The organism is Corynebacterium sp. LaCa_23 (assembly GCF_058182375.1).
Window position 1 is genome coordinate 334,097 of sequence record NZ_CP190825.1, and the last position, 26,191, is coordinate 360,287.

At 59.7% G+C, this 26,191-nt stretch carries 24 protein-coding genes, 4 tRNA genes and 2 pseudogenes; 17 read left to right on the top strand and 13 right to left on the bottom strand.

Translation table 11 applies throughout. The features are described 5' to 3' along the window. The first annotated feature begins 247 nt into the window (after nucleotides 1-247). The 6 genes from ACP8IT_RS01720 to ACP8IT_RS01745 all read left to right on the top strand — a co-directional run bounded on the left by ACP8IT_RS01720 (nucleotide 248) and on the right by ACP8IT_RS01745 (nucleotide 7,651). Nucleotides 248-2,662, top strand: a complete 2,415-nt coding sequence (locus ACP8IT_RS01720; protein ID WP_490290284.1) for an excinuclease ABC subunit UvrA — start codon at nucleotides 248-250, stop codon at nucleotides 2,660-2,662. A gap of 78 nt (nucleotides 2,663-2,740) precedes the next feature. After that, complete coding sequence (locus ACP8IT_RS01725) at nucleotides 2,741-3,493, top strand: hypothetical protein (RefSeq protein WP_490290285.1); 753 nt, start codon at nucleotides 2,741-2,743, stop codon at nucleotides 3,491-3,493. Nucleotides 3,494-3,602: 109 nt separating this feature from the next. Next, nucleotides 3,603-5,225 carry a 2-succinyl-5-enolpyruvyl-6-hydroxy-3-cyclohexene-1-carboxylic-acid synthase gene (gene menD / locus ACP8IT_RS01730; RefSeq protein ID WP_023030075.1) on the top strand — a complete coding sequence of 541 codons (1,623 nt, stop codon included), beginning with the start codon at nucleotides 3,603-3,605 and terminating at the stop codon, nucleotides 5,223-5,225. Further along, entirely contained in the window at nucleotides 5,226-5,675 is a 450-nt protein-coding gene (locus tag ACP8IT_RS01735; protein WP_490290286.1) for a DUF3592 domain-containing protein, read from the top strand. A 60-nt stretch (nucleotides 5,676-5,735) separates the two neighbouring features. Next, the gene (locus ACP8IT_RS01740) at nucleotides 5,736-6,935 is read left to right on the top strand and encodes a glycosyltransferase family 4 protein (protein ID WP_023030077.1); all 1,200 of its coding nucleotides are present in this window, start codon (nucleotides 5,736-5,738) and stop codon (nucleotides 6,933-6,935) included. Nucleotides 6,936-6,946: 11 nt separating this feature from the next. Further along, the gene (locus ACP8IT_RS01745) at nucleotides 6,947-7,651 is read left to right on the top strand and encodes a demethylmenaquinone methyltransferase (protein ID WP_023016699.1); all 705 of its coding nucleotides are present in this window, start codon (nucleotides 6,947-6,949) and stop codon (nucleotides 7,649-7,651) included. 15 nt (nucleotides 7,652-7,666) lie between these two features. On the opposite strand, the gene ACP8IT_RS01750 is transcribed toward ACP8IT_RS01745, so the two are convergent. After that, nucleotides 7,667-8,935 (bottom strand): geranylgeranyl reductase family protein, encoded by a 1,269-nt coding sequence (locus ACP8IT_RS01750; RefSeq protein WP_490290287.1) that lies wholly within the window; start codon nucleotides 8,933-8,935, stop codon nucleotides 7,667-7,669. Nucleotides 8,936-9,033: 98 nt separating this feature from the next. Between ACP8IT_RS01750 and ACP8IT_RS01755 the strand changes: the two genes are divergently transcribed. Both ACP8IT_RS01755 and ACP8IT_RS01760 read left to right on the top strand, forming a co-directional pair. Beyond that, a complete protein-coding gene (locus ACP8IT_RS01755; protein WP_005281118.1) occupies nucleotides 9,034-10,038 on the top strand; it encodes a polyprenyl synthetase family protein in 1,005 nt (334 codons plus the stop codon). A gap of 110 nt (nucleotides 10,039-10,148) precedes the next feature. Continuing rightward, a tRNA-Tyr gene (locus ACP8IT_RS01760) sits at nucleotides 10,149-10,230 on the top strand. Between the two features lie 124 nt (nucleotides 10,231-10,354). Here the strand turns inward: ACP8IT_RS01760 and ACP8IT_RS01765 are convergent. The 4 genes and pseudogenes from ACP8IT_RS01765 to ACP8IT_RS01780 all read right to left on the bottom strand — a co-directional run. Further along, nucleotides 10,355-10,561, bottom strand: a pseudogene (locus tag ACP8IT_RS01765) (IS1249 family transposase); the annotation flags it as partial. Between the two features lie 125 nt (nucleotides 10,562-10,686). Next, the gene (locus ACP8IT_RS01770) at nucleotides 10,687-11,016 is read right to left on the bottom strand and encodes a transcriptional regulator (protein WP_005276819.1); all 330 of its coding nucleotides are present in this window, start codon (nucleotides 11,014-11,016) and stop codon (nucleotides 10,687-10,689) included. Continuing rightward, nucleotides 11,009-11,413, bottom strand: coding sequence for a hypothetical protein (locus tag ACP8IT_RS01775; protein ID WP_005276821.1), 405 nt, complete (start codon nucleotides 11,411-11,413; stop codon nucleotides 11,009-11,011). Before ACP8IT_RS01775 ends, ACP8IT_RS01770 begins: the two co-directional genes overlap by 8 nt. 154 nt (nucleotides 11,414-11,567) lie before the next feature. Beyond that, a pseudogene (locus tag ACP8IT_RS01780) lies at nucleotides 11,568-11,705 on the bottom strand (transposase-like zinc-binding domain-containing protein); the annotation flags it as partial. Between the two features lie 194 nt (nucleotides 11,706-11,899). Here ACP8IT_RS01780 and ACP8IT_RS01785 point away from each other — a divergent pair. Next, nucleotides 11,900-12,574 carry a hypothetical protein gene (locus tag ACP8IT_RS01785; RefSeq protein ID WP_034666810.1) on the top strand — a complete coding sequence of 225 codons (675 nt, stop codon included), beginning with the start codon at nucleotides 11,900-11,902 and terminating at the stop codon, nucleotides 12,572-12,574. 475 nt (nucleotides 12,575-13,049) lie between these two features. Here the strand turns inward: ACP8IT_RS01785 and ACP8IT_RS01790 are convergent, their stop codons facing one another. Genes ACP8IT_RS01790 through ACP8IT_RS01800 form a run of 3 tightly spaced genes read right to left on the bottom strand, consistent with a single transcriptional unit; the run spans nucleotide 13,050 to nucleotide 15,875 of the window. Then, entirely contained in the window at nucleotides 13,050-13,853 is an 804-nt protein-coding gene (locus ACP8IT_RS01790) for an ABC transporter ATP-binding protein (RefSeq protein ID WP_490290288.1), read from the bottom strand. Nucleotides 13,854-13,875: 22 nt separating this feature from the next. Beyond that, nucleotides 13,876-14,931 (bottom strand): FecCD family ABC transporter permease, encoded by a 1,056-nt coding sequence (locus tag ACP8IT_RS01795; RefSeq protein ID WP_237791537.1) that lies wholly within the window; start codon nucleotides 14,929-14,931, stop codon nucleotides 13,876-13,878. Next, nucleotides 14,928-15,875, bottom strand: coding sequence for a FecCD family ABC transporter permease (locus ACP8IT_RS01800; RefSeq protein ID WP_005276827.1), 948 nt, complete (start codon nucleotides 15,873-15,875; stop codon nucleotides 14,928-14,930). The genes ACP8IT_RS01795 and ACP8IT_RS01800 overlap by 4 nt, the downstream gene beginning before the upstream one ends. A gap of 141 nt (nucleotides 15,876-16,016) precedes the next feature. On the opposite strand from ACP8IT_RS01800, the gene ACP8IT_RS01805 reads away from it, so the two are divergent. Beyond that, the gene (locus ACP8IT_RS01805; protein WP_284611438.1) at nucleotides 16,017-17,054 is read left to right on the top strand and encodes an ABC transporter substrate-binding protein; all 1,038 of its coding nucleotides are present in this window, start codon (nucleotides 16,017-16,019) and stop codon (nucleotides 17,052-17,054) included. 164 nt (nucleotides 17,055-17,218) lie between these two features. Here ACP8IT_RS01805 and ACP8IT_RS01810 read toward each other — a convergent pair whose 3' ends face one another. From ACP8IT_RS01810 to ACP8IT_RS01830, 5 genes are all read right to left on the bottom strand, one after another. Beyond that, entirely contained in the window at nucleotides 17,219-18,796 is a 1,578-nt protein-coding gene (locus ACP8IT_RS01810; protein ID WP_490290289.1) for a phospho-sugar mutase, read from the bottom strand. Between the two features lie 3 nt (nucleotides 18,797-18,799). Next, nucleotides 18,800-19,447, bottom strand: a complete 648-nt coding sequence (gene deoC, locus ACP8IT_RS01815) for a deoxyribose-phosphate aldolase (RefSeq protein WP_490290290.1) — start codon at nucleotides 19,445-19,447, stop codon at nucleotides 18,800-18,802. 11 nt (nucleotides 19,448-19,458) lie between these two features. Next, nucleotides 19,459-20,814: an MFS transporter gene (locus ACP8IT_RS01820; RefSeq protein WP_284628538.1), complete on the bottom strand. Its 1,356-nt coding sequence runs from the start codon at nucleotides 20,812-20,814 to the stop codon at nucleotides 19,459-19,461. Nucleotides 20,815-20,829: 15 nt separating this feature from the next. Continuing rightward, nucleotides 20,830-21,555 (bottom strand): purine-nucleoside phosphorylase, encoded by a 726-nt coding sequence (gene deoD / locus ACP8IT_RS01825; RefSeq protein ID WP_284628539.1) that lies wholly within the window; start codon nucleotides 21,553-21,555, stop codon nucleotides 20,830-20,832. 113 nt (nucleotides 21,556-21,668) lie between these two features. After that, entirely contained in the window at nucleotides 21,669-22,604 is a 936-nt protein-coding gene (locus tag ACP8IT_RS01830; protein WP_490290291.1) for a sugar-binding transcriptional regulator, read from the bottom strand. 174 nt (nucleotides 22,605-22,778) lie between these two features. Here ACP8IT_RS01830 and ACP8IT_RS01835 point away from each other — a divergent pair. The 7 genes from ACP8IT_RS01835 to rplA all read left to right on the top strand — a co-directional run bounded on the left by ACP8IT_RS01835 (nucleotide 22,779) and on the right by rplA (nucleotide 26,106). Continuing rightward, nucleotides 22,779-22,854: transfer RNA gene (locus tag ACP8IT_RS01835), tRNA-Thr, on the top strand. A gap of 48 nt (nucleotides 22,855-22,902) precedes the next feature. After that, nucleotides 22,903-22,974 (top strand) — tRNA-Met (locus tag ACP8IT_RS01840). A 137-nt stretch (nucleotides 22,975-23,111) separates the two neighbouring features. Continuing rightward, nucleotides 23,112-23,184, top strand: a tRNA-Trp gene (locus tag ACP8IT_RS01845). Nucleotides 23,185-23,357: 173 nt separating this feature from the next. Further along, nucleotides 23,358-23,690, top strand: a complete 333-nt coding sequence (secE, locus tag ACP8IT_RS01850) for a preprotein translocase subunit SecE (RefSeq protein WP_023016713.1) — start codon at nucleotides 23,358-23,360, stop codon at nucleotides 23,688-23,690. 129 nt (nucleotides 23,691-23,819) lie between these two features. After that, nucleotides 23,820-24,719 carry a transcription termination/antitermination protein NusG gene (gene nusG / locus ACP8IT_RS01855; protein ID WP_490290292.1) on the top strand — a complete coding sequence of 300 codons (900 nt, stop codon included), beginning with the start codon at nucleotides 23,820-23,822 and terminating at the stop codon, nucleotides 24,717-24,719. A gap of 170 nt (nucleotides 24,720-24,889) precedes the next feature. Further along, complete coding sequence (gene rplK, locus ACP8IT_RS01860) at nucleotides 24,890-25,333, top strand: 50S ribosomal protein L11 (protein ID WP_005276845.1); 444 nt, start codon at nucleotides 24,890-24,892, stop codon at nucleotides 25,331-25,333. A 68-nt stretch (nucleotides 25,334-25,401) separates the two neighbouring features. Continuing rightward, complete coding sequence (gene rplA, locus ACP8IT_RS01865) at nucleotides 25,402-26,106, top strand: 50S ribosomal protein L1 (RefSeq protein WP_490290293.1); 705 nt, start codon at nucleotides 25,402-25,404, stop codon at nucleotides 26,104-26,106. The last annotated feature ends 85 nt before the right edge of the window (nucleotides 26,107-26,191 follow it).

The following is a 26,191-nucleotide window of genomic DNA, read 5'->3' on the forward strand; positions in this document are numbered from 1 at the left end:
CTAGCTTATAGACCAAGCGGAATCGTCATAATAGACAATGAAGTCTATCAGCAAGAGTGTCGGCGAAATATGCACCGGCGGCAGCTTGGTGCTGGCAGGGCGCGCTCGCCAGCCGGAACACCCCGGGCAGGCGTGAAATTAATTCTTGGGCGGGCTGAGTGGTAGACAGGTCGGTAGGCAATTCGCGGCGGGGGTGGCGGGCCGAAGCGTTGCCTTAGGAAGCTGGTGCGCGGGTAGGATTGTGGTCATGACAATCAAGGTTCGCGATGCCCACTTACACAACCTGCGCAACGTCGATGTGGATATGCCGCGCGGCCAACTCGTGGCGGTGACGGGAGTCTCCGGTTCCGGAAAGTCCTCCCTGGCCTTTGGCACCATCCACGGGGAAGGGCAGCGCCGCTACCTGGAATCGGTGGCGCCGTTTGCGCGCCGGCTCATTAGCTCCGCGGTGGACCCACAGGTAAGCCAAGTGGAGGGCTTGCCGCCCACGGTGGCGCTGCAGCAATCCACCTCTGGCGGCGGGGCGCGCTCCACGGTGGGCACGGTCTCCGCGCTATCTAATAGCGTGCGCTTATTGTACTCGCGCGCCGGGGATAACCCTGAGGGCCTCTACTCGGATGCCTTTTCACCAAATACCCCAGAGGGCATGTGCCCGCAGTGCCAGGGCGCGGGCGTGGTGCACGAGCCCACCGAGCAATCGATGGTGCCCGATCCCACCTTGTCCATTGAGGAAGGCGCCATTAAGGCCTGGCCCGGTGCGTGGGCGGGCAAGAATTTTCACGATATCCTCATGAACTTGGGCTATGACCTGGATTCGCCTTGGCAAGACCTGCCGCAGGAAGATCGCGACTGGATCCTATTTACGGAAGAACGCCCCGTGGTCACTGTGAAGCCCTTGCGCGGCGCGGACCAGATCCAGCGCAATTATGAGGGCACGTGGCGCTCGGTAGCCAGCTACCTCACCAAGACGCTGCAGGAGACCCAATCAGAATCGCTGCGCAAGCGCACGTTGTCCTTCATGGAATCCCGCGAGTGCGATACCTGCCACGGCCGCCGGTTGAACCCGCGGGCGCTCAAGGTGACGTATGCGGGAATGAGCATCGATAAGCTGGGCGCGCTGCCCCTGGACCAGGTTTATGAGGTGCTCAGCGCGCAGGAACCGGAGGAAAACTCCGCAGAGGATCTGCTGCTCAAACAGGTGCTGCCGGCGCTGACTTCTGCCCTAGAGTTGGGGCTGGCGCACCTCAGCTTGGACCGGCCCACCCAGAGCCTTTCGGCGGGTGAATTGCAGCGCATTCGGCTAGCCGCCCAGCTGCGTTCCGGCCTCTTTGGCGTGGCCTATGTGCTCGATGAGCCGTCTGCCGGCCTGCACCCCGATGAGCGCGGGGCGGTGCTGGACATGTGCCGCCGGTTTATTGACGCCGGCAATTCGGTGCTGCTGGTAGAACACGATATGGATCTGGTGGCCCAGGCGGATTGGCTCGTGGACGTCGGCCCCTACGCCGGCGAGGGCGGCGGCAAGGTGGTCTATTCCGGTCCGGTCGAGGACTACGACGCCGATACCCCCACCGCCCGCGCCTTGGCGCAGCGTGAGCTCGCGCTTGCCGATGCCCCCCGTACCCCCTCCAACCACCTCCGCCTCCACGACATTTCTGCGCGCAGCATCGACGGGCTCGATGTGGACTTTGGCCTGGGGCAATTTACCGCTGTTGCCGGGGTCTCGGGTTCCGGCAAGTCGACGCTGGTAAGCACCGTGCTGGCAGAAACCCTCAAGGAATCCGCCACCGCCGTGGCGGATGAGGATAAAGATGATGCAGACGAGGGCGGCCACGAGTTCTCGCTTGCCGGGGTAGAGGGCCTGGATAAGGTCTCCCGTCTGGTGCAGATTTCCCAAAAGCCCATTGGCCGCACCCCGCGGTCCACGCTGGCCACCTATACCGGCCTTTTCGATAACGTGCGCAAGCTCTTTGCCTCCACCCCGGAGGCCAAGGAGCGCAAGTGGACGGTCTCGCGCTTTTCCTACAACGTCAAGCAGGGCCAGTGCCCCACCTGTGGTGGCGCAGGAAAAATCGAAGTAGAACTGGTCTTTTTGCCGGGTTCCTATACCACCTGCCCGCAATGCGGCGGTGCCCGCTTCAACGATGAGACCCTCGAGGTGACCTGGCACGGGCGCAGCATCGCAGAGGTGCTGGAGCTTACCGTGGATGAGGCCGCAGAGTTCTTTGCTGAGGAACCAAAGATCCATCGCGCCATCGCCACGCTGCAGGCCGTGGGCTTGGGCTACCTCCGCTTAGGGCAGGGCGCACCGGAGCTTTCCGGTGGCGAGGCGCAGCGCATCAAGCTCGCCACGGAGCTGCAGCGCTCCCGCAATTCGCGGCGCGGGCACACGGTCTACATGCTGGATGAGCCCACCACCGGCCTGCACCCGGCTGATATTGCCCTGCTCAATGCGGAGCTGCACAAGCTTGTCGATGCCGGGCATACCGTGATCGTCATCGAACACGATCTCAACGTTCTGGCGAGCGCGGACCGCATCATTGAGATGGGCCCCGGTGCCGGTGCGGACGGCGGGCAGATTATCGCCGATGCCACCCCAAGCCAGCTGGCCGCGGAAGATACCGCGACCGGCAGTGCGCTGCGGGCACGCCAACCTCAGAGCTAGCATCCTCTCCCCGGTTCGGCGCTGGCATCTGGGAGATTCCCTGGGAACTCACAGAAAAATGATGTACATCTGGTAGGCATGACAAATAATGGCTTTGGTGAAAACGGTTCCAATGGCCGAAACGGCTCTCACAATGATGACCGCGGCACTGACGAGACCCGCCAGTGGTCTGGCCCGGCCGAGGATGCCACGCGCCAGATAGGCCGCGTTCCAGATAATGCGGGCGGTAATGCCCGCAACCAGCGCCCGCAGCAGTATTTCCCGGGCGCGCAGCAGCCGCAGAATGAGACGCGGCAATTCGACGCGAACGCCGATTACCAGCAGAATTACCAACAAAACTACCAGCAGCCCGGCGGGCAATATGGCCAGCAGCAGTACGGCCAACAACAGTATGGCCAGCAACAATACGCCCAGCAGCAGTATGAGCCGGTGCCGTCGGACTATGACCCGGACCAGCGCGGCAGGGGAAAGAAAAACGGCGGGATGGCCGGGGTCTTTGCCGCCATCGCCGTGGTAGCCATTCTGGCAGCGGGCGCCCTGTTCTTCTTGTGGCGCAATGCCGCGAGCGATGCCGATAAGCCCGCGCCAGAACCGGTGACGGAAACCACGACCACGCAGGTGCCCACCACGGTGACTGAAACCGAGGATGCGGGCCCCGGCATCTCTGAGCGCTTGCGCAATCTGCCAAAGCTGCAGGACGAACTCCCTGAAGATATTCCTACCGAGCTGCCACCGGAAATTCAGGACCGCCTGGAAGAAGGCGATGACCTCGACGTGGAGCGCCTCTTGCGGGATCTCTTTGGCAATAGCGGCAACCAGCAGCAGGGCTAACCAGCGGTACCGGATATAGGCAGGGCGGCGGCGCGGCACGGCAAGGCGCGGCGGGAATGCCATTTGCCGATTGCCAGCCGCTGCGCCGCAGTAGGTAAAATCTGGCAGCATGAATGAATCGATGCAGCTGGCTGAACAGGTGGCCGCCCAATTAGCGCGCCACCTTACCGATGTGGTGCTGTGCCCGGGATCCCGCAACGCACCGCTGTCGCTCGCGCTCCTCGCGCGCGAGGATATTCGGGTGCACACCCGCATTGATGAGCGCGGCGCCGCGTTTACCGCCTTAGGCATGGCGCGCGTGCAACACCGCCACGTCGGGGTGGTGATGACCTCCGGCACGGCCGTGGCCAATACGCTGCCCGCGGTGGTTGAGGCGCACTATTCGCATACCCCGCTGGCCATAATCAGCGCGGACCGCCCAGAGCGGTTGATCGGCACCGGTGCCTCCCAAACCATCGTGCAAGATGGCATCTTCGGCGTCTATGCGGATACCACCCAGGTCAATGCGGCAGAGGATATCGCCGCCCTTGCGGAGCGGTTTGAGCGCGACCTCCAGGTGCATATCAATATCGCCTTTGACGCACCCCTGGTAGGAGATAGCCTGCCGGAACGGGTAAGTGGCGATGGCACCCGCGCGGCCACCCCGCGGTTTTATGACCACGGCGAGGTCGCGGTGGACTTGAGCAAAAATACCCTCGTCATCGCCGGCGATGAGGCCTGGGAGGTCGAGGGCTTAGAAGACGTGCCGACCATCGCGGAGCCCTCCGCGCCGGGGCCGTTCCACCCCGTGCACCCGGCCGCGGCGCATATTTTCCGCAAGGCGCAGGTTTCCGCGAATGACTATGTGGTCAATACCAAGGTCGAGCAGGTCATCGTGGTGGGCCATCCCACGCTGCATCGCGGCGTGCTCGCGCTGATGAATGACCCGGATATCGAGCTCGTGGTGCTCTCGCGCACGGCGGACTTTACCAACCAGCGCGGGGATAACGCGCGCCTTGGCACCACTGTCAAGACCACCGGGGAGCCAAGCCGCGAGTGGCTCAAGATTTGCCAGGGCGCGACCGACATGGCCGGCGAGGCCGTGCGCACAACCCTGGAGGATGAAGAGCTCGGGTTTACCGGCCTGCACGTAGCGGCGGCGGTAGGCGATACGCTCGCGGTCAATGACACGGTGGTGCTCGGCGCCTCGAATCCGGTGCGTGATGCCTCCCTTATCGGTATGCCCTTTGACGGCGTGGATACCTACGCCCCGCGCGGGGTGGCGGGCATCGATGGCACCGTCTCCCAAGCCATCGGCGTCGCCCTGGCCACGCAATCGCTGGACCCCACCAATTGGCGCGCCCCACGCGTGATGGCCCTGGTAGGGGATGTGACCTTCTTGCACGATGCCAATGGGCTGCTGATCCCGGAGGACCAGCCGCGGCCGGAAAACCTCACCATCGTGGTGGCCAATGACAATGGCGGCGGCATCTTCGAGACCTTGGAGCAAGGCGCGCCCGCGCTTCGCGATGCCTTCGAGCCGGCCTTTGGCACGCCGCATGGGGTGGGCATCGGCAAGCTGGCGGAGGCGTATGGTGCCGACCACCGCTTGGTGACCACCCCGCAGGAGCTGCTGGATACCCTGGCAGAGCTCAAGGAATACTCCACGGGCATTACCATCGTGGAGGCGCAGACCACCCGTGCCACGCGCCGGGCGCTGCAGGATAAGCTCACGCAGAAGGTGGGCCAGTAAGTGGCCCCGCGCTATAGGCCCGCGGTTTTTCGGCGCCGGCTGCACCAGCTTGTGCTGGCCATCTATGTGGCGCTGATCGTGGGGTCGGTGGGCCTGGTGGTAGGGCCCTTCCTCAATGACCGCGCCATTTCCGCGCAGCCTAGCCGGGCCTTGGCAACGGTCAAGGACGTCGGCGCGCTGCGCACTACCGTGGATTTCCAAGATAGCGATGGGATCTATCATTCCCCACGGCAAGGCTTGCTCTATCCGACGGATCTGGGCGAGGGCCAGCAGGTATGGGTGCAGTACGCCGAGGACAACCCGGATTTGGTGAAGGTAGAAGGCCGCGAGTGGACCTTGGCGGTCATACCGGCGCTGTCCGTGGCGGTTGTATCTACGCTTGCCGCCGTGGGGTTGTGGTGGCTTATCACCGTGACCACCCGCCGGGCTGAAAATCGCGCTGAAAAATAATTTACCCAGATTTTTCATTGGATTCACCAAAGGCCAAGAAAAATAGGCCATTATGGTGGCATGCGAGTTGCAATCGTGGCCGAATCGTTCCTCCCCAATGTCAATGGCGTGACAAACTCGGTGCTGCGCGTTTTGGAGCACCTGCACGAAACCGGACACGACGCGATTGTCATCGCTCCCGGTGCCCGCGAGGGCCAAGAAGAAATCCCCGATTATTTAGGCTTTCCCATCTACCGCGTGCCCACCGTGCGCGTGCCGCTGGTGGATTCGCTGCCGGTGGGCGTGCCAACCACGGCCGTGGATGACGCGTTGCGGAAATTCAGGCCCGATATCATCCACCTAGCCAGCCCGTTCGTGTTGGGTGCAGCGGGCGCATTTTCGGCCCGCCAACAGCGCATTCCGGCAGTGGCGCTCTACCAAACCGATGTCGCAGGCTTCGCCACCAAGTACCATGCCTCCGCCTTGGCCTACGCCGTGTGGGAGTGGCTGCGCACGATCCACAACTCTTGCCAGATGACCTTGGCGCCATCCTCGCTGACCATCCGGGACTTGGAAAAACACCACATTAAACACGTGCGCCACTGGGGCCGCGGCGTCAATGCTGAGCTTTTCCATCCCCAAAAGCGCTCTGCTAGTCTGCGCCGCAACTGGGACCGCAGTGGAAAGAAGAACATCGTCGGCTTCGTCGGCCGCTTGGCCGCGGAAAAGGGCGTGCACCGCTTGTCCGCACTCAATGGCCGCGAGGATATTCAGCTGGTTATTGTTGGTGACGGCCCAGAGCGCCCTCTGCTGGAGGCACAGCTTCCCGGCGCCGTGTTTACCGGCGCGCTCAGCGGTGAGGAGCTGGCGCAGGCCTATGCCTCGCTCGATGTTTTTGTGCACGCCGGCGAATTTGAAACCTTCTGCCAGTCCATCCAGGAGGCCCAGGCCTCTGGCGTGCCCACCATCGGCCCGCGGGCAGGCGGGCCCGTGGATCTTATCCAGGAAGGTTATAACGGCCTGCTCTTAGACGTGGATAGCTTTGTCGAGGACCTGCCCAATGCCGTCGATGCGCTTTTAAACCCAGAGATCCATGCGGAGTTGCGGGATAATGCACGCGCCGCCATTTCTTCTAAGACGTGGACCGCGCTGTGCGAGCAGCTGGTGGGCTATTACGAAGAGGTGTTAGAAGATACCCGCCGGGTGCCGCTGACCATTTTGGGGCAGCGCCCAGAGCTGCCACGGTGGGCGGCTCGTGCCCTTGGGGCGCGCGTAGCCTAGACTAGGCATTTGTGTCTAAGGCAGATCTGGATAAAAAGCCCTTCGACGTCGCGCGCATGTTTGACGCCGTCGGCGAAAAATACGACCTCACCAATACCGTCTTGTCCTTTGGGCAGGACAAGCGCTGGCGCAAGCGTACCCGCGAGCGCCTTAACCTGCAGCCGGGGGAGAAGGTCCTCGACCTCGCGGCCGGAACCGCGGTATCTACAGAAGAGCTGTCTAAATCCGGTGCGTGGTGCGTAGCCTGCGATTTTTCGCGCGGCATGCTCGCCGCCGGAAGCGAGCGCGATGTGCCCAAGGTGGCCGGCGATGGCATGAAATTGCCCTTTGCGGATAATACGTTTGACGCCGTCACCATCTCCTATGGCCTGCGCAATATCCACGATTACGAGCTGGGCCTGCGGGAAATGGCGCGCGTGACCAAACCGGGCGGGCGCCTGGCGGTGGCGGAATTTTCCACGCCCATCGTCCCGGTATTTGGCACCGTGTACAAGGAATACCTCATGCGCCTGCTGCCCCCGGTTGCGCGCGTGGTCTCCTCCAACCCGGATGCCTATATTTACCTCGCGGAATCCATCCGCGCTTGGCCTGGACAAGAGGAATTGGCGGCGGCCATCAACCGCAATGGCTGGGCCAACGCGGGCTGGCAAAACCTCACCCTGGGTATCGTTGCCTTGCACTCGGCAACGAAGCCGCTTGCCGATGCCCCACAGTAACCCCTTGTAGCCCGCCTAGACCGCCGCGGTGGAGGCCCACAGGGGCGTATCGCGCCGGACGGCGCCTACGCTGCGGCCCGCCATGCGCCACAGGCGGGCGATAAGGTCGCGGTCCTCCTCCGTGATGAGGTTGCCCATAAGGCGGGCTGCGGCGGGCATCAGCAAGCGGCCCACCGGCCCGCGCAGCGCCAATGGGCCCGCCACGGGCAGGAATTGCGGGTAGGTCAACAGGCGGGCGGCCGTGCGCGCAAGGAGGAAGGATTCGCCGTAGTGCTCGCGCAGGGTGGCCGGCCACGCGAGGGTGAAATCCTTCGGCCCGAGCATGCCCACCGCGAGCGCTGCGGTCTCGAGGCCGTAGTCGATGCCCTCGCCGTTTAAGGGATTGACGCAGGCGGCGGCATCGCCAATGAGCATCCAATTGGCCCCCGCCACATTAGAGACCGCCCCGCCCATGGGCAGCAGAGCAGAGGTGACGTGTTCGATGTCCCCAAGGCCCCACTCGGCGCGCTGCTGGGCTGCGTAGAACTCCAGCAACTTTTTGGTATTAATCTTGGCCGGCCGCTGCGCGGTCGACAGCGCGCCGACGCCGATATTGACCTGCCCAAGCTCTGCTCCCAACGGGAAGATCCACCCGTAGCCGGGCTGGACTGCATCATTTTCATCTTTTAATTCCACGTGCGAGTGCATCCATGGCTCGGTTGCTTGAGGGGAGGCGGCATAGGAGCGCGCGGCGATGCCATAGACCTCGTCCCGGTGCCAGGTGCGGCCCAGTTGCTTGCCAAAGGTAGAACGCACGCCATCAGCCACGATGAGCCATTTCGGCCGAATAATCTGCTTGCCAATGCGAAACGAGGTCACGCGGTTGCCCTCTATGACCGGGGCGCTCGCGGGGGTACCAGAGATAAGCGTGGCCCCGGCGGCGGTGGCTGCCTCTACCAGCTGTGCATCGAGCCTAAAGCGCGGCAGGGCGGTGCCCACCTGGGAAGGATAGGTCTGCGGCCACGGGGCGGTGACGTCCCCGCCGTAGCCATGCAATTTAAGCCCGCGGTTGCGGTAGGAGGCGTTAACCGTGATGCCAAGCTTGTCTAGCTGGTGCATTGCCCGTGGGGTGAGCCCATCGCCGCAGGTTTTATCGCGGGGGAAGGTGGACGAATCAATGAGGACAGTCTCATAGCCAGCGCGGGCGGCGTGGATGGCCGCGGCACTTCCTGCGGGTCCTGCACCGATGATGGCGACTTCGACAGGGCGGGGGGAATCGATCTGTTCCGACATAGGGACTATCATTGCACTAGTTCAACCCCTCAAGTGTGTTAAGGGGGCTGGTTTGGACTACGGTAGATAAACGATTATCTCTGGCTTTTAATTGCAAGGAACGCTATTTAATGACTCACGGCCACTCGCATGCCACTCACGTGGATCTTGGTGATCCACAGCTTAATGAACGCATTGGCGCGGGCATGGAAGCAGTAGAAGAAAAGCTGCGCAGTGAAACTGACCGCGGCCAGGACTTCTTGAAGGACAAGGTAAGCCATCTGTCCAAGGCAGGTGGCAAGCGCTTTCGTCCGATGATGGCACTGCTTGCCTCTGAGTACGGCGCCAAACCGGGCTGTGAAGAGGTTATTAAGTCCGCCACCGTTGTGGAGATGGTGCACGTTGCCACCCTGTACCACGATGATGTGATGGATGAGGCGGACCGCCGCCGCGGCGTGGAATCCGCCAACTCTCGGTGGAATAACTCCGTAGCCATCCTTGCCGGCGATGCCCTCCTCGCACACGCCTCCCGCCTGATGAGCCAACTAGATACCCATACCGTAGGCCACTTTGCGGATACCTTTGAAGAGCTGGTGACCGGCCAGATGCGCGAGACCATCGGTGCCGGCGAAGCCAACCCCGTGGACCACTACATGGCCGTTATTCAGGAAAAGACCGCGGTGCTTATCGCCTCTGCCGGTTACCTCGGCGCGTACCACTCCGGCGCCTCGGCCGACCACGCTGCGGCCCTGTACCGCATTGGCGGTGCCATCGGCATGATCTTCCAGATCGTGGACGATGTCATCGATATCTTCTCCGATCCGAAAGACTCCGGAAAGACCCCGGGCACCGACCTGCGAGAGGGCGTGTTTACCCTCCCGGTCCTCTACGCCTTGGAGGAAGACGGCGAGGTGGGCGACCAGCTGCGTGAGCTGCTGACAGGCCCCCTAGAAACCGATGCTGAGGTCGAGCGTGCTATCGAGCTCCTGCGCCAGTCTGGCGGCCGTCAGAGGGCGCTAGAGGACATTAACGCCTACCTGCGCACCGTAGAAGAACAGCTTTCCGTACTGCCGGAAAATTCCGCTAGCCAAGCGCTGCGCCAGCTCGCGGATTACACCGTCCGCCGCGTGGGCTAGCTGCTTGTCGATGCCCCCTCCTACACACCCCATTTCTCCCTGCTGCGCTGGCGATTTGGAGGTAGGTGGGTGCTTCATAGTAAAGTACATACACGCACCACAGAGTGCATGCCAGGTTGCCCGAGCGGCCAAAGGGAGCGGACTGTAAATCCGCCGGCATTGCCTTCAGAAGTTCGAATCTTCTACCTGGCACAACATGGAGCCCCACAAGCTGAAGCTTGCGGGGCTTCGTGGCATATGCGACAAAAAGTGTGTCTTGGGGCTTAAAGGTGGGTTAAGGGTCAAAATGTGTGTCTGGCTCGGCGTGTCGCTTGGGCTAGATTTGGCCTTTTTGGATGCCGATTGAATGGGTGTAGTTGGTGTCGATAGCGTTGTCGTAGAGGGTTGGTCGTCCTGTTTCGTGGTCGGCTTGGTTCTCGTTGTGGGTCAGGGTTTGTACTTTGGCGAGTTGGTCCTGGCCCCAGTTGGACTGCCTGGCGATTTCTACGGGATCGTCGGGCAGTTCTGTTTTTAGATACAGCCATCACGCTTGCCGACGTTTTCTCGGCTCCGCTCACTACCATTGAGAACGGTGGGCACTTCCCGGGGAGTGACGGCTACCTCGAATTTCTGCAGTTGTGGCAGCACATTATGCAGTGGCTGCGCAGCCTATGAGCCCTCTGTCATGGCTTTAAGTGCGGCAACGTGCTGTGCATAGGCTCCTGTTCCAGTCTGAGTCAACGCGACCCAGACGGCGTCTTTCGCGCGCGTGGAGCCATATTCGCGGGTGCGGCTGATATAGCCGCTGTCCTCAAGATGTTTCAACTGCTTGGACAGCGTATCGGCGGGAAGCTCGGTGAGTTCTGCAAGCACGGCGTATTTCATCTGCCTGCCGTCGGTTGCGCCTGAATGGAACAGCGCGGCACAAATTTTAAGCCGATTGATGGGGTGGATGACCGGATCCAGCTTTGCTGGGCGTGGTGAAGAATCCTTAGACATTGACACCCTTTACAGCGGCGTTGCGGTTCTCATACAACATCCACGCGGTAGCTGCAGTGACTACCGCTCCGGAGAACACTATCCAGGGCCATGAATCCGGCGTCGGTGTTGTAGACATGATCATTGCACCGGGTAGCAATACTCGTGACCAGGTTGCGTGATCGTTGCTCGGACCCATATTTGGATCGAGGCGCACGAATGGGTTTGCAATCTTATCCTTGAGGAGATAGCCCAGAACGAACGTCGGTACAAGAACCGCGAGGCCGTACCACCATGACAGCTTGGTTAGCGCGAGACCGCCGCCGACGCCAAGCGCCACTATCGCCACCGCCCACCAGCTCTGTTTCCACGTGGTGCGCTTTTGAACGTCGTGAATGATCTTAAGGTCGTCGCTCATCGTTCTTCTCCCTAACGCCAACTTCCCTGGTTTGCAACTAAGGCAAGTGTAACACTCGCTGTGCATGCAAGTCTAATGCTTGCCAAGTATGCAAGTGAAGGACTGTGCATAGTGGGAATGTAGCTACGCTCGGGGTCTAACGGGACTGGTGGTCTGCTACTGTGACATCTGGCCGACTTTTATTGACTGAGGCTCCGCAGGCCTTACATCGCCATCGGGTAGTGCCTTTGCTGGTTGTTCCATTGCGTTTGGTATCACCGCCGCAGTAGCAGCGTGGTCGGTTCTTTGGCATTGAGTCACCACACTACCGCCTACTACCACAGACTGGCAGCCACACTGGGGATTTACCGTGTTGAGGCCAGATATATGCTCCCAAAGCATATATTTCACGCTAACCTACAGGTCAGAACCTAAAAATCCCCGATCCCAGACACACTTTCTAACCCTTAACCCTTAAAGGTCAAAAGGGGATATTCCAGTTATGTCTTGCGCAGGACGATCGCAGACCTTATCATCCACCTGAGTTCATTCGTATTCCAGAATTCAGAAAGAGGTTTTTCCTTGAAGTTCGGAACTAAGCTTGCTGCTTCTATCGCACTAGCTTCTGTACTCGCACCAGCGCCAGTCGCTACATCCGCAGAAACTCCTCAGAACGAGGTTCAGCAGTCAACCAACATAGGGACGGGAAATGATGTCCTTAAGGAAAGGATTGCTAAGGCCCAGGAGGAGCAACAGGCACTTCTCGTAATCAATGACGCTAATGAGAGTGGATACTCCGCTGAAATAGTAAACGGCAATGTTCATAAAGAAGCAGACGCAGTAGTTGTAGAAAGCCCGAATGGCAAAGAAGAAGCTCTGCCCACTTCAAAGACTCTCACCACTGGAGAGAAAGTAGACATCGAATACTCGGTAGAGGGCAACCAGATCGCTGCAAAGTATTCAACGAATGTTGATCCAGAGTTGGTCGACGCAACCCTCATTCAGACTCGGTCTGCTGCTGGGTGTGCGGGGACCATCCTCGTAGGGATCGGAGGGACTACAGCAGCTGCAGTCGGGGTCGCCTCTGCACCGCTCACAGGCCCTATTGGGCCTACGCTGGCTGCAGCTACCATGGCAAGCGCATCTGGTTCTATCATAACAGCCGCTGACCAGTGCGGATAAATATAGGAAACACGAAAAAGTAAGGGGATAAAAATGGGCCTTGGACGTAGAATGCTGATCATTGCGTTGAGTACAAACGTTGCAATGATGTGCTTTGTGAGTGCTGTTCTAGAGATAGTTCTGCCGAATGATATACCGCAGTGGATCATCTTTGGAAATATTGTTGTATTCGTGGCATGTGTCTACTACACATACAAAGCAGTGACGGTATGGCCGGATAAAGATAAAGAGGAAATGGCCACGGGTAGGTGATTCCCAAATTTTGAAGCGTCCTGGGTTGAGTTCCGCTCCGTTTACGACCCTGTGTTGATGGGCTGAGTGAGATAGTATTCGGTTTCTACTTCTTGTGGGGTGGCGTAGTCCAAGGCCTTATGAATCCGCTGGGCCTGACCCCCGATGTGTCTACTTTCCGGGGGTCAGGCCCTAGTTTAGATTTCCCGTCTACTCAGAGGAAAAACCTGGGACACTTCAAACTTCAGTCTGGAATGATTACTGTCCGTCCTTGCTGCCCAGCCTTGGTAACCTCTACGGGTAGGCCATATAGGTGCTCAATTAGTTCTGAGGTGATTATGTCCACGGGATTTCCGTGGGCGACTAACTGCCCGCTTTGCATCGCTACTATATGGTCGGCGAAACGTATCGCTTGCTGGAGGTCATGTACTACGGCGATGACTGTTTTGTGCTCGTTTTTGCTGAGGTTTCTCACGAGAGTGAGCAAGTCATGCTGATAGCCCAAATCCAAAAAGGTTGTGGGCTCATCTAGTAAGAGCACTGGGGTGTCTTGGGCTAGCGCCATGGCCAACCAAGCGCGTTGGCGTTGACCGCCGGATAATTCATTCATTCGCCGGTCAGCCAGCGAATCCAGTTCCACCGTCGATATTGCTTGGGATACCTTGTCGAAGTCTTGGCTGCTGCGCTGCCCTAGCGGCCCTAGGTGTGCGAACCGGCCACGTGCTACCAGTTCCGTCACGGTGAGGTGTTCAGGGGCTATTGCATCTTGGGCCATGAGCGCGATGCGCCGCGATAATTCTTTGCGGCCGAAAGAATCAATCTGTTTGTTTGCTAAGGAAATAGTGCCTGCCTCTGTGGGCAATACTCGCGCCATAGCGCGCAGAAGCGTGGATTTGCCACAGCCATTGGGGCCAATAATGCACGTAAACTTTCCGCGTGGGAAGTCCACGCTTACGTTGTTTACGGCGGTGAAGTCACCGTAAGTGATGGTAGCGCCCTGTACTGCTACCGCGATGTCTCCATCGCTGTCTGAATCTGGGAAAGCCATTATGGGAAAAGTCCTTTCAAAATTACCTGCGGTAGGTGCGGTGCGCGAAGAGCATGAGGATGATCAGATACGTGCCGCCCAAGGTGACGGTTACGACGCCAACCGGAAGCATGGTGGGGTGGAAAAGCTGTTGCCCTATGATGTCGCAGACCAATAGCAAGGTGGCGCCGATAAGTGCACCAGCAGGGAGGCTGACTCGTTGGCCACCGGTAAGGAACCTTGTCAGGTGTGGTGCCGCTAAGGCTACGAAAGAAATCGGACCGGCCAGCGCGGTGCACAGTGCTGTTAAAAGGGCAGAGAGGAACACTAGAACAAGGCGGGTGCGGGTTACATTTAGGCCGAGGGAGTAGGCGGTGTCATCGGCAAGCTCTAGGGCCTCGCAACGCGACCTCAACGTGAAAGCTAGCACGATGATTAGTGCCAGCACGATGGCCGCTGGGCCGACAAAAATCCATTCAATGCCGTTGAGCGAACCAGCAGCCCACGTGGCCGCAGCCATGGCCGTGTCCAAATCTGCGCTCAAGATGAGGTAACGGTTGACCGCGGAGAGCGTAAGGGAGACTCCGATACCGACCAGGATGAGTCGCATGCCGCTGACCTGCCTGCGCAGGGCCAGGACGACGATGATCAGCGCGGTAATCCCGCCCCCAATCACCGCCCCTAATGCGACGTTAATAAAGCTGCTAAATCCTAAGTAGCTCACCACGATCACCCCGGTATAGGCACCGGTGTTAAAACCAATGATATCGGGCGAGCCCAGCGGGTTGCGGGTTACGGTCTGAAAAAGTGTGCCGGCGATAGCGAGGCCAGCTCCTACCACGATGGCAGCGGTGACCCTGGGCAAGCGCCATTCGTAGATTACGGTGGTGCCGAAGCCGGAGTCGGGGTGAATAAGCGCCTGCCAGGCCGACACGCGATCTAGTCCTGCGCCAGGGTACGTCAGCGCTACGACGGCAGCGAGAAGGACAGCGGCGATGCCCACAAAAAGCACAATTGTTTCGCGGCGGCGGTATCGCGCAGCGATGGTGCGTACCGAGGTGGTAGCGGTCCTCGTGGCGTCTAGTTCTGTGGGCCTCATAGAACCACCTGCTTGCGTTGTGCAAGGAAAATGAGGAAAGGAGCACCGATTATCGCGACGGTTACTCCGGCGGGTAATTCGCCGGGCAAGATAAGCCGCCCGATGATGTCGGCGAAGAGAAGCAGATTTGGACCGATTAACCCACTAATCCAAATCTGATCGCGCTCATTGGTGATGCCCACTTGGCGGACCAAGTGGGGGACAAGCATGCCGACAAATGCTAATACGCCGACTGCGGCAGTGGTTGTTGCGGCGAGCAAAGATACAACAAAGAGGGCCAGCGCGCGGGTTTGGGCTACGTTGATGCCAAGTGCTTCTGCAGCGTGTTCACCTAGCGGCAGGACGGTCAGGCGGGGTGCTAGGAAAAGTAGCATCACTGCGGCGATAGCCAATCCACACCCCATGAGATAAAGCGGGGTGGTAGCGGCTATATCCATGCTGCCCACCATCCACGCCTTGATTCGGGCGAAGGCTTGCGGATCTAGGAGCGACATGCCTTCAGAAAGGCCTTCGAACACAGCGCTTAACGCCACGCCGGCAAGGACGATACGGAGCGGATCAATGGCTCCAGACACGTCACGTCCTAGGCGCGCAACTAATAGCATGGTGCCACTCGCGCCGATCAAGGCGGCGGCGGTAAAAGCTATGGGCGAAGATAGTCCGAACACGCTAAGTGCGAGCGCGGCCGCAAAGGCGGCGCCGGCGTTCATACCGAATACTCCGGTATCTGCCAGCGGGTTTCGGGTGATGATTTGGAGAATGCAGCCGGCGACCGCGAGCCCAGTGCCCGCAAGGATGGCGGCGACGGTGCGTGGGATTCGTCGCTCGTAGAGGATGTCTCCAGCCGTGCCGCTGCCGGGGCCACCGCGGAGGCCTGCGACTATTTCAGAGGGGCTAAAAGACTGCGCGCCGATGAATAGGCTGAGCACAATCAGAAGCACCATTAGCAGAAGTGCAAGTGCAAGGAATACGCCGACCCGCCACCTGCGGCGACGAGCATTCGGTACACCCATTGGGGGGAGCGTTGATTTGGTATGCGTCATATTATTTTCAACAAATAAGTAAGTTAGCTTAGGCTAACCATTATGTCAGAAGTATTGTTCAACAAAAAACGCCTGCTATCAAGCATGGCTGCCGCCGTCGCCATTGCCTTGTCACTGTCTGCCTGCAGTGCCGCCGAAAATGACGAATCCAAGGGTGGTCCGGGCAATGAAAGCGTCTCCCATAGTGGTGAGCGCTTTGGTACCGCAGATGAAGAAACCGCTAAGTTGGGAACTGACGCTGAGCCCGGCCAGTTCCCGCGCACCATTAAACACGCCAATGGTGAAACTGAGATCAAAGAGAAGCCAGAGCGCGTTGTGGTGCTGGACATGGGCGAGCTCGACTCCGTGCTGTCCTTGGGGATTAAGCCGGTAGGCATGGTTACCTCTAAGGGTGCGAATCCAGTGCCGGATTACCTGGCTGACAAGGTGAAAGACGTACCTTCGGTTGGCACCATTCAAGAGGTGAACGTCGAAAAAATCGCGGAGCTAAAGCCTGATCTCATTGTGGGCAGCCAGCTGCGCGTGGACGATCTGTACGGGCAGCTTTCCGATATCGCGCCGACCGTGTTGGCTATCCGCCCAGGCTATCCATGGAAGGAAGACTTCCGGCTGATCGGTGACGCGCTCGGTGAAGAGGAGAAAACCGTCGATATCCTCAACGACTATGCGGATACCTTGGCTCAAATCAAGGAGAAAATGCCGAAGGACACGACGGTCTCCATGCTTCGATTCATGCCAGACAAGATCCGCCTGTACGCCAATAAGTCCCTCATCGGTGTCATTCTGCGCGATGCAGGACTGGCTCGCCCAGAAAACCAGGACATTGATGAGCTGGCAGCGGAGATTTCTCCAGAGTCCATTTCTGAAGCAGACGGAGATTACCTGTTTTACTCCAGCTACGGTGATCCATCGGCCACTGGTGAGGACAAAATTGTCGAATCCGAACAATTTAAGAATCTATCAGCGGTGAAGGGTGGCAAGGCCTTCCGCGTCAGCGATGACCTCTGGTTCTTGGGCCTCGGCCCAACGGGTGCGAAAAAGATCGCGGAAGAACTAGTCGAATACTTGGATGTTAAGTAATTGACCTGATGGCACCAGGGCTCGCCCGAGTTGGGCGCTTCCCGTGAAGGGAAAGAAGAGCCCTTGTGCTCTAGGGCGCCTTATAAAGCCTTATGGGCCAGCAGATTCGCGCTATGGTGGCGAAATCCTGCTGGCCCATAAAACTGTTTCCAGTAGGCGCCGGCTTAGAGCCCGAAGTAATCGCGCAGGTCGGCCGCGATGGCATCGAGGCGACCGGCGTCGGGGGACTCCAGGTAGCACTTGAGCTTGGGCTCGGTGCCGGAGGGGCGAACGATGACGCGGTCATCGTTATCGGTGAAGAACTTCGAGCCTTGGGCAAACTTTTCCACCTTGGACACCGGGGAACCGGCGAGCTCGGTCGGTGGGGTGGTAGAGACCTTGTCCATTGCTTGGGTAATCAGGCTCAAGTCCTCGACGCGGAATGTCAGCGGCTGCGTGTGCAGGGCGCCGACCGTGGCGTAGATATCATCCAAGCGGTCTAGGAGGCTGCTTCCGGCTGCCTTGCATTCGGCGGCGAGGCTGGCGAGCACCACGGAGGTGGAGATGCCGTCCTTGTCGCGCACTGCGTTGGGATTGGGGCAGAAACCAATGGCTTCTTCATATCCGAAAGCGAGCTCCGGGGTGCGGGCGATCCACTTGAAACCGGTCAGGGTTTCCTCGTGGCCGAGGCCGTAGTGCGCGGCGATGCGCCCGAGCAGGCGGGACGATACGAGGGAGTTGGCGAAGTTGCCGGTAGCGCCGCGGCGAGCGAGGTAATCACCAAGCAAGGCACCGGTTTCATCGCCACTGAGCTGGCGCCAGGTGCCATCGGTAGGCACGGCGGCGGCGCAGCGGTCGGCGTCGGGGTCGTAAGCGATAAGGATATCGGCACCGATTTTCTCGGCATGCTGAATGCCAAGGTCCAGTGCGCCGGGCTCTTCCGGGTTGGGGAAGGAGACCGTAGGGAAATCCGGGTCAGGAGCGGCCTGTTCTGGCACCAGCGAGACGCTAAAGCCGCAGCGAGACAGCAGTTCTTTACCCAGCTCGGCGCCCACGCCGTGCATGGCGGTCAGCGCGATGGTGATATCGGTATTTTCACCGACCAACGCGGCGGCGCGGTCGAGGTACTCCGCTCGGGTATCGACGTCCTCGATGTGATCGGAGGTGAGCGGGACCTCATCGGCATAGGGGGCCTTAGCGATGGCGGCGGCGATTTCCTTATCGGCCGGGGAGATGAGCTGCACGCCCTCGCCCGGGCCGGTGGCGACGCGGCCACCCAGGTACACCTTGTAGCCATTATCGGCGGGCGGGTTGTGGGAGGCGGTGACCATAATGCCAGCGTCCGCGCCCAGGGAACGGACCGTGAAGGCCGTCAGTGGGGTCGGGTTCTGCGCGGGCAGGACCAGGGCCTTGCCACCGGCGGCGGAGATAACCTGCGCGGCATCGCGCTGGAACTGCGCGGAGCCGTGGCGGGCATCGCAGCCGATGACCACGACTGGGGTATCCACCTGCTGCTTGAGCCAGGTAATAAGCCCGTAGGTGGTGCGGATGACTACGGCGCGGTTCATACGGGATTCGCCCGCGCCCACGGCAGCGCGCAGGCCCGCGGTACCAAAGTTCAGGGGACCTGCGAAGGCGGCGGCGAGTTCTTCGGAGTTATTTTCTTCAATCCAAGTCAGCACTTGGCGGGCGGTGTCTGCATCCGGATCGTGTTCGGCCCAGGTGCGGGCGTAGTCGATATCGAAGGTCTTATCCACAGACATGGCTTAAAGCTCCTCGAGGATCTTGGCGGAGGAGGATAGCCCCAGGCGGCTGGCGCCGGCCTCGATCATGGCGAGGGCATCCTCGGCGGTGCGGATGCCACCGGAGGCCTTCACGCCCAGCTTGTCGCCTACGGTCTCGCGCATGAGCTTTACCGCATGGGTGGAGGCGCCGCCGGCGGGGTGGAAGCCGGTGGAGGTCTTGACAAAGTCCGCCTGGGCGGCAGCGGCGGCCTGGCAGGCGAGGACAATGGCGGCATCGGAAAGCGCGGCAGACTCGATGATGACCTTGAGTACCGTGCCTGGGATGGCATCGCGCACGGCCTGGATTTCTGCCTGCAGCTCCTCGGCGCGGCCCTCGATGGCCAGCGGGATATTGATGACCATGTCTACTTCCTCGGCGCCATCGGCAACCGCGCGGGCGGCCTCAGCGGCCTTGATTTCCGGCTTGACGGCGCCGGAAGGAAAGCCCACGACCGTGGCGACGTGGAGGGACTCCGGGGTCTCGAGCGGCAGGGCGGAAGGGGAGACGCACACGGCGTAGGTGCCAAGCTCGGTGGCCTCTTCTACCAAGGCGCGGAACTGCTCCGGGGTGGCCTCCGGCTTGAGCAGGGTGTGGTCGATGTAGGAAGCAACGTCAGTGCGAGAAGTCATGATTATCTCCTTTAGGAAATAGAAGCGGATTCTTTACGGGCCATCTTGAGGTCAGAGACCACATAGAGGCCAGAGCCGATGGCGGCGATGAAGGTGAGGACCAACAGCGTGGTGGTGTAGCTGGTGGATTCCTGCAGCTTGGCGGTATAGGCAATGCCCAGGGGCACGGCGATATTAATGGTGAGGTTGTAGAAACCAATGGCGATGCCAGACTTGGCTGCGCTGATATTGCGCAGGGCGGTGTTGACCAGTGGGGCGTACATCAGCGCAAAGCCGCTGGCAAAGGCCACGATGGCGATGATGAGCACGGAAACGTGAACCTGCGCGAAGAACGCGGCGAACAAGAGCGCGCCGGCAACCATGCCAAAGGCGGTGTAAATGGTGGCGCGAGAGGACATGACCTTGCCAATCTTGCCGGAGAAGATGCCGACGAGGATGGCGCAGATATAGCCCGGAACCATCAACAGCGAGGCCTGATCCAAGCTCATGCCGTGCATGTCATGGGCTGCAAACGGCAGCAGGAAGATAAAGCCCAGCTGCGTGGAATAGACAAAGAGCACCATGATAATGGTCCACACGTAGCGGCCATTGGTGAAGAACTCCGGGGTAACCACGGGGTTCTTTGCGTTCTTGATGTGCACGGTGAATGCGGCAACGCCAACGATGGCAAAGATGAGCCAATACCAGGTGTAATCCTGCATGAACAAGATGAGCGCGCTGGCGAAGAGAGCAACGTAGAACAGGCCTATCGCATCCAGGTGGCTTTCCACGGCCTCATCTTCCGGCACATTCTTAATGATGGGCGGAATGGTCAGCAGGAGGATGAGCGGGATGAGGAACATCGCCGTCCAGGACACGTGGGTGGAGATGAATCCGGAGGTTAGCGCGCCAATGAGCAGGCCGGCCTGGAAGGCGGCGGTGGAAAAACCGAGGTAGGTCTTTTGATCATCCTCGCTCAAGTGCTTGGTCACGTAGATGACATAGAGCGTTTCAGCGGCGGCCAAGCCGGTGGTTTGAATCAGGCGGCCGGTTAATACCATGGCCCACGAACCGGAGAAGACGAAGGCCAGGATGGAACCCACGGCCACAAAAACGATGCCGGTAAGCATCAATTTCCGGATAGAGATGGAGTCCGCCAAGGCGGCGTAGACAACGGCACCGATACCAATGATCACGCCGGCCAGGGAGGCCTGCAGCGACGCGGTCTTATCGGAAATTTCGAGCGCTTCCGCGATCGGCATGGTCATCGTCTTGAAACCATTGTCAATGATGAGGGAGAAGACGAAGACGAACAGCAGAATGGGGACGGCGGCCTTGGGATTTACCTGGGTGCGCTCACCCGGGGTGGCCTTAACTTTTTTCAGCATGGCGGCGGGGTCCTTTTAGTCCAGGGCGTTGAGCGGCAGAGCAAGTTCCACCATGGTGCGGAAGGCGGTCTGGCGGTCTTCAGCGGAAAGCTGCTTGCCGGTGACGATGTTGTCGGAGACGGTAAACAGGCCCAAGGCGTCGACGCCGGCCTCAGCGGCGGTGGCATAGAGGGCCGCGGATTCCATCTCCACGCCGAGCACGCCCATGTGTGCCCAGCGGTCATTGACGGTCTGGTCCATGTTGTAGAAGATGTCCGAGCTCAAGATATTGCCCACGTGAATGTGCTGGTTCTGCTTCTCGGATTCATCAACCAAGGCCTTGAGCAGCTTCCACGATGCGGTGGGAGCGTAGGTGCCTGGCAGGTCATACTGGGACAGGAAGTTGGAATCGGTGGAGGCAGAGGAAGCAACGATGACATCGTGCAATTCGATGTCTTCTTGCATCGCGCCGATGGAGCCTACACGGATGAGCTTTTTCGCACCGAACTTATGGATGAGCTCCCAGGAGTAAATGCCGATGGACGGGATGCCCATGCCGGTGCCCATGACGGATACCGGCGTGCCGTTATAGGTGCCGGTAAAGCCCAGCATATTGCGGATTTCGTTGAACTGGACGGTGTCTTCGAGGAAGTTATCAGCAATGAACTTCGCGCGCAGTGGGTCACCGGGCAGCAGGATGGTCTCTGCGATTGGTGCGCCGTGCGGGTTGATGTGCGGGGTGGAAATGTCGGTGGCGGACATTGACGTGCTCCTCCATGTGAACTTCGGGTGTGTACATGGGTTAGTCTAGTCCGCCCGGAACCAATGTCAATGGGGTGGTTAACAAATGTTCCTTAAGTGTGACGCGTTTTATGCTAATTAAGCTCCAATAGCCTGTGAGCTGTGGATTGATCGGTCACGAGGTGAGTGGCCAAGCCCATCTCAAGGGCTACGTTGATGGCGCGGGTTTTGGTGTGTCCGCCGGCCACGAGTACGCGAGTGGGGCGTTGGGCTAAATCGTCCAAGCCGATGCCGACGGTGCGCGCATCCACGGCGGGGGAGGCGATGGTGCCTTCGGCGGTATAAAAGCGGGAACAGACATCGCCTACGGCATTGGTGAGAAGTTCCTCACTTTCTTCCTCGGTGAGATAGCCTAGGTTCAGCGCCAGGGACGCCTTTTCGATGGCCCCCGCGGTAAATACCGCCACGTCCACCGACGCCCCCATATCGAGGATTGTGGAAATGTGCCGGTCGCGGACGACCCACTCCTTGGCCTCGACGGAATCAAAGATGACCGGGAGGGGGAGTAGGTGCGCCTCGGCATTAAAGGCCTGGGTAAACGCCTGCATGGTGTGCAGATCCTTGGTGGAGCGCTCCGAGTGGGAGTGTCCACCTTTGAGCTGGACGATGTCCACGCCCTCTAGCGGACGCTTGCGTAAATGGGAGGCCACCGCGGACATGGTCTCGCCCCAGGAAAGGCCTACCGAGGTGTGATCGGTAATGAGCTCTTCCAGTAGGGCGGCGCCGGCGCTGCCTAAATCCGCAAGCAGGGAGCCGCCGGGAGGGGTGGCGGTGACGCGGGCATCGGCAAGCGAAAAGCGCTCGCAGAGCGCAGAAACCAGCTTATCGGACTGCTCGCGGGGATCGGTGATGCTCACGGTGACAAAGCCGCGCTCGGCGGCGTGGGTGAGCAATTTGGAGACCGTCGGCCGGGAAATTCCCAGGTGCGCCGCCACCTCCGCCTGCGAAAAACCAGAGTTGTAGTAGAGCTTCGCGGCGTCGAGAGAAAGACAGTCTTTATGATCCAGCATGCCTTTCATTCAAGCACACCGGGCAGGCAGTACCACCATCGTCTAAGCCGCAGAAATTTCCTCACTTATGGGCGCTGACGTGGCGATTTGTGCAAAGTGGAGGTGGCAGGTTACATTATTGAAGTCCGCAACGGAGAGCACAACGAAATATTGACGTGCTTGATGCTGGGATATGCCCCCTTAGCTCAGTCGGCAGAGCGTTTCCATGGTAAGGAAAAGGTCGACAGTTCGATTCTGTCAGGGGGCTCCATTCATGTCTGGAGGAAATATCTTCCTGCAGGATGAAGGTGTTCACCATGGCGGTGTAGCTCAGTGGTAGAGCAAGCGACTCATAATCGCTGTGTCGCGAGTTCAATTCTCGCCATCGCTACCGGGAAAGAAAAGCGCCACTGCGGCGCTTTTTTACTACCGTGCCTATGGCCTTAATGGAGCACTGGTTTCCGTGCGGAATTAGGGATCTGGTAAGGTCATCGGCGCGTGACGTTCAAGCGTCACGGATAACAAAATAGGGGCGTGGCGCAATTGGTAGCGCAACGGTCTCCAAAACCGTAGGTTGCAGGTTCGAGTCCTGTCGCCCCTGCAAGAATCCCCGTCACCAGGTTTTCCAGGTGGCGGGGATATTTTTGTCACAGATGCGGCGTACCCGCCTGGCGTGCTTTCCTGCCCGTGCAGCTTTTGCTAGGGTTGACAAAGTTATGTCTGGGCGGAGATTCATGCCTAGAAAAAGAATTCATTTCCCAAGGAGGGTTAGCTGTGAGCGATGAGCAGCAGCCGAACGGCTCGGCGGCCCCGCGTCCCACCGGTAAGCGTCAGCTTTCTGGTGCGGCTTCCACGACCTCCACGGACTCGGCGAAGAAGAACGTCGTCCGCGTTGAGGATAAAAACCGCACCGACAGCCCGGGTGGTGGCATCGCCGCATTCCCCGGCGAGGTTGTCTCTGAAATGAAGAAGGTGGTCTGGCCCACTCGTGGGGAGATGCTGCAGTACACCCTCATCACGTTCGCCTTCTTGATTGTCATGACCGCGCTGGTTTGGGGTGTTGATACCCTGGCTGGCCTCGGAGTTGAGAAGATTCTGACTAATTAGCTAGAATGGTCCCATAATCTTTTATCCCGCTGTTTCCGCACTCCGGAACGGCGGGATACTTTTTGCCCACACGCGCCGCGGGTAGGCTGGTTCTACAACACGCGCCGATGACATTTTGGAGTACCACTCATGAGCGACGAGAATAACGTCGAAAACCCAGGAACCTCCCTAGAGGAGGCCATGCAGTCCAACGTGCAGGAGCAGGCTGCAGAGCACGCCAGCGCAGTCGAGGACGCCCAAGAGGAGGCCGCAGCGCCGGCTGAGGCTGACACCGCTGGCGCAGAAGACGCTGCGCTTGCCGATGCCCCCGCGGCGGAGGCTGGGTCCGCAGAAGAGGCCGCTGCAGAGTCTTCCGCCGAAACCGAGGAAGAGGCCGAGGACGCCGCCTACCGCAAGCGCCTGCGCGAATTCACCCGCGAGCTGAAGAAGCAGCCGGGCCAGTGGTACATCATCCAGTGCTACTCCGGCTACGAGAACAAGGTGCGCACCAACCTCGACATGCGTGCCCAGACCCTTGAGGTGGAAGACTCCATCTTTGAGGTCGTCGTCCCCATCGAGCAGATCATGGAAAACAAGGACGGCAAGAAGAAGATTGTTAAGCGCAAGCTGCTGCCGGGCTACGTCCTGGTGCGCGCCGAGCTTAACGATGCCGCCTGGTCCGTCATCCGCGAAACCCCCGGCGTGACCTCCTTCGTGGGCAATGAAGGCAACGCGACGCCAGTCAAGACCCGCGATGTGGCTAAGTTCCTCATGCCGAATGAAGCTCCCGCCACCAAGGGCGAGGCCGCCCCGAACGAGCAAGAGGGCGAGCAGGTCGTCGAAATGCCAGAGAAGGAAGTGGCCAAGAAATACGCCCACGACTTCGAGGTGGGCGAGGCCGTTACCATCCTGTCCGGCCCGCTGGCTGCCGTATCTGCCACCATTTCCGAAATCGACCCGGAAACCGGCAAAATGCAGGGCTTGGTCTCCATCTTCGGCCGCGAAACCCCAGTGGAGTTGTCGCCGACGGAAATCGAGCGCATTTCTTAAAAAATGATTTTGTGCAGGGCGCACGGTGTTCTAGACTGGAACGCCGTGCGCCTTTTGCATGCGCACACGTAAATCATTTCATCCTCCGGTGGCCCACTGAGGTGAGCATCCGGACGGGCCGCGTTATTCATCGTGACGCAGGTCCGGTACCACAGGAAAGAGGTAATTCGATGGCTCCTAAGAAGAAGGTATCTGGCTTCATCAAGCTGCAGATCGAGGCTGGCGCCGCTAACCCGGCACCGCCAGTTGGCCCGGCACTGGGTGCCCACGGCGTCAACATCATGGAATTCTGCAAGGCTTATAACGCCGCTACCGAGAACCAGCGTGGCAACGTGGTTCCTGTTGAGATCACCGTCTACGAAGACCGCTCCTTCGACTTCAAGCTGAAGACCCCGCCGGCAGCCAAGCTGCTGCTGAAGGCCGCAGGCGTTCAGAAGGGCTCCGGTGTCCCACACACCGATAAGGTCGGCTCCGTCACCTGGGATCAGTGCAAGGAAATTGCACAGACCAAGTTCGAGGACCTCAACGCCCGCGACATCGAGGCCGGCGCACACATCATCGCTGGTACCGCCCGCTCCATGGGCCTTAACATCGATGGCGCACCGGAGAAGTAAAAACTTTATGTGGTAGGGCCAGCTTCGGCCCGTCAAATACCACGCCAATCCAGAAAAGGAATTGTTAAATGAGCACCAAGTCTAAGGCTTATAAGGCCGCTGCGGAACTGGTAGATAAGTCCCGCCTGTACCGTCCGATCGAGGCCGCAAAGTTGGCCAAGGAGACCTCCTCCAAGAACTTCGACGCCACCGTTGATGTCGTCTTTCGCTTGGGCGTTGACCCACGCAAGGCTGACCAGCTGGTGCGCGGCACCGTTTCCCTGCCTAACGGCACCGGTAAGGACGTTCGCGTCGCCGTCTTCGCTGAGGGCGAGAAGGCAACCGCAGCTCAGGAAGCTGGCGCTGACATCGTCGGCACCTCCGAGTTGATCGAGCAGATCAACGAGGGCAACCTGAACTTCGACGTTGCCATCGCTACCCCGGACCAGATGGCCAAGGTTGGCCGCGTCGCCCGCGTCTTGGGCCCACGTGGTCTGATGCCTAACCCGAAGACCGGTACCGTGACCAATGACGTTGCTAAGGCAATTAGCGAGGTTAAGGGCGGTAAGATCTCCTTCCGCGTGGACAAGGCTGCAAACCTGCACGCCATCCTTGGTAAGGCTTCCTTCGATGCTGAGAAGCTCGCTGAGAACTACGGCGCCCTCATGGATGAAATCCAGCGCCTGAAGCCTGCCTCCGCAAAGGGCATCTACGTCAAGCGCGCTACCATCTCCACCACCTCCGGCCCAGGCATTCCTGTGGACGGCTCCGTGCAGAAGGGCTACACCGAATAAGACGGTGATAGCGCACAGCGCGTGAACGAAGACCCCGAGGATTTTCCTTGGGGTCTTTTTGCATCGAACATCAGGCCCTGCGGTG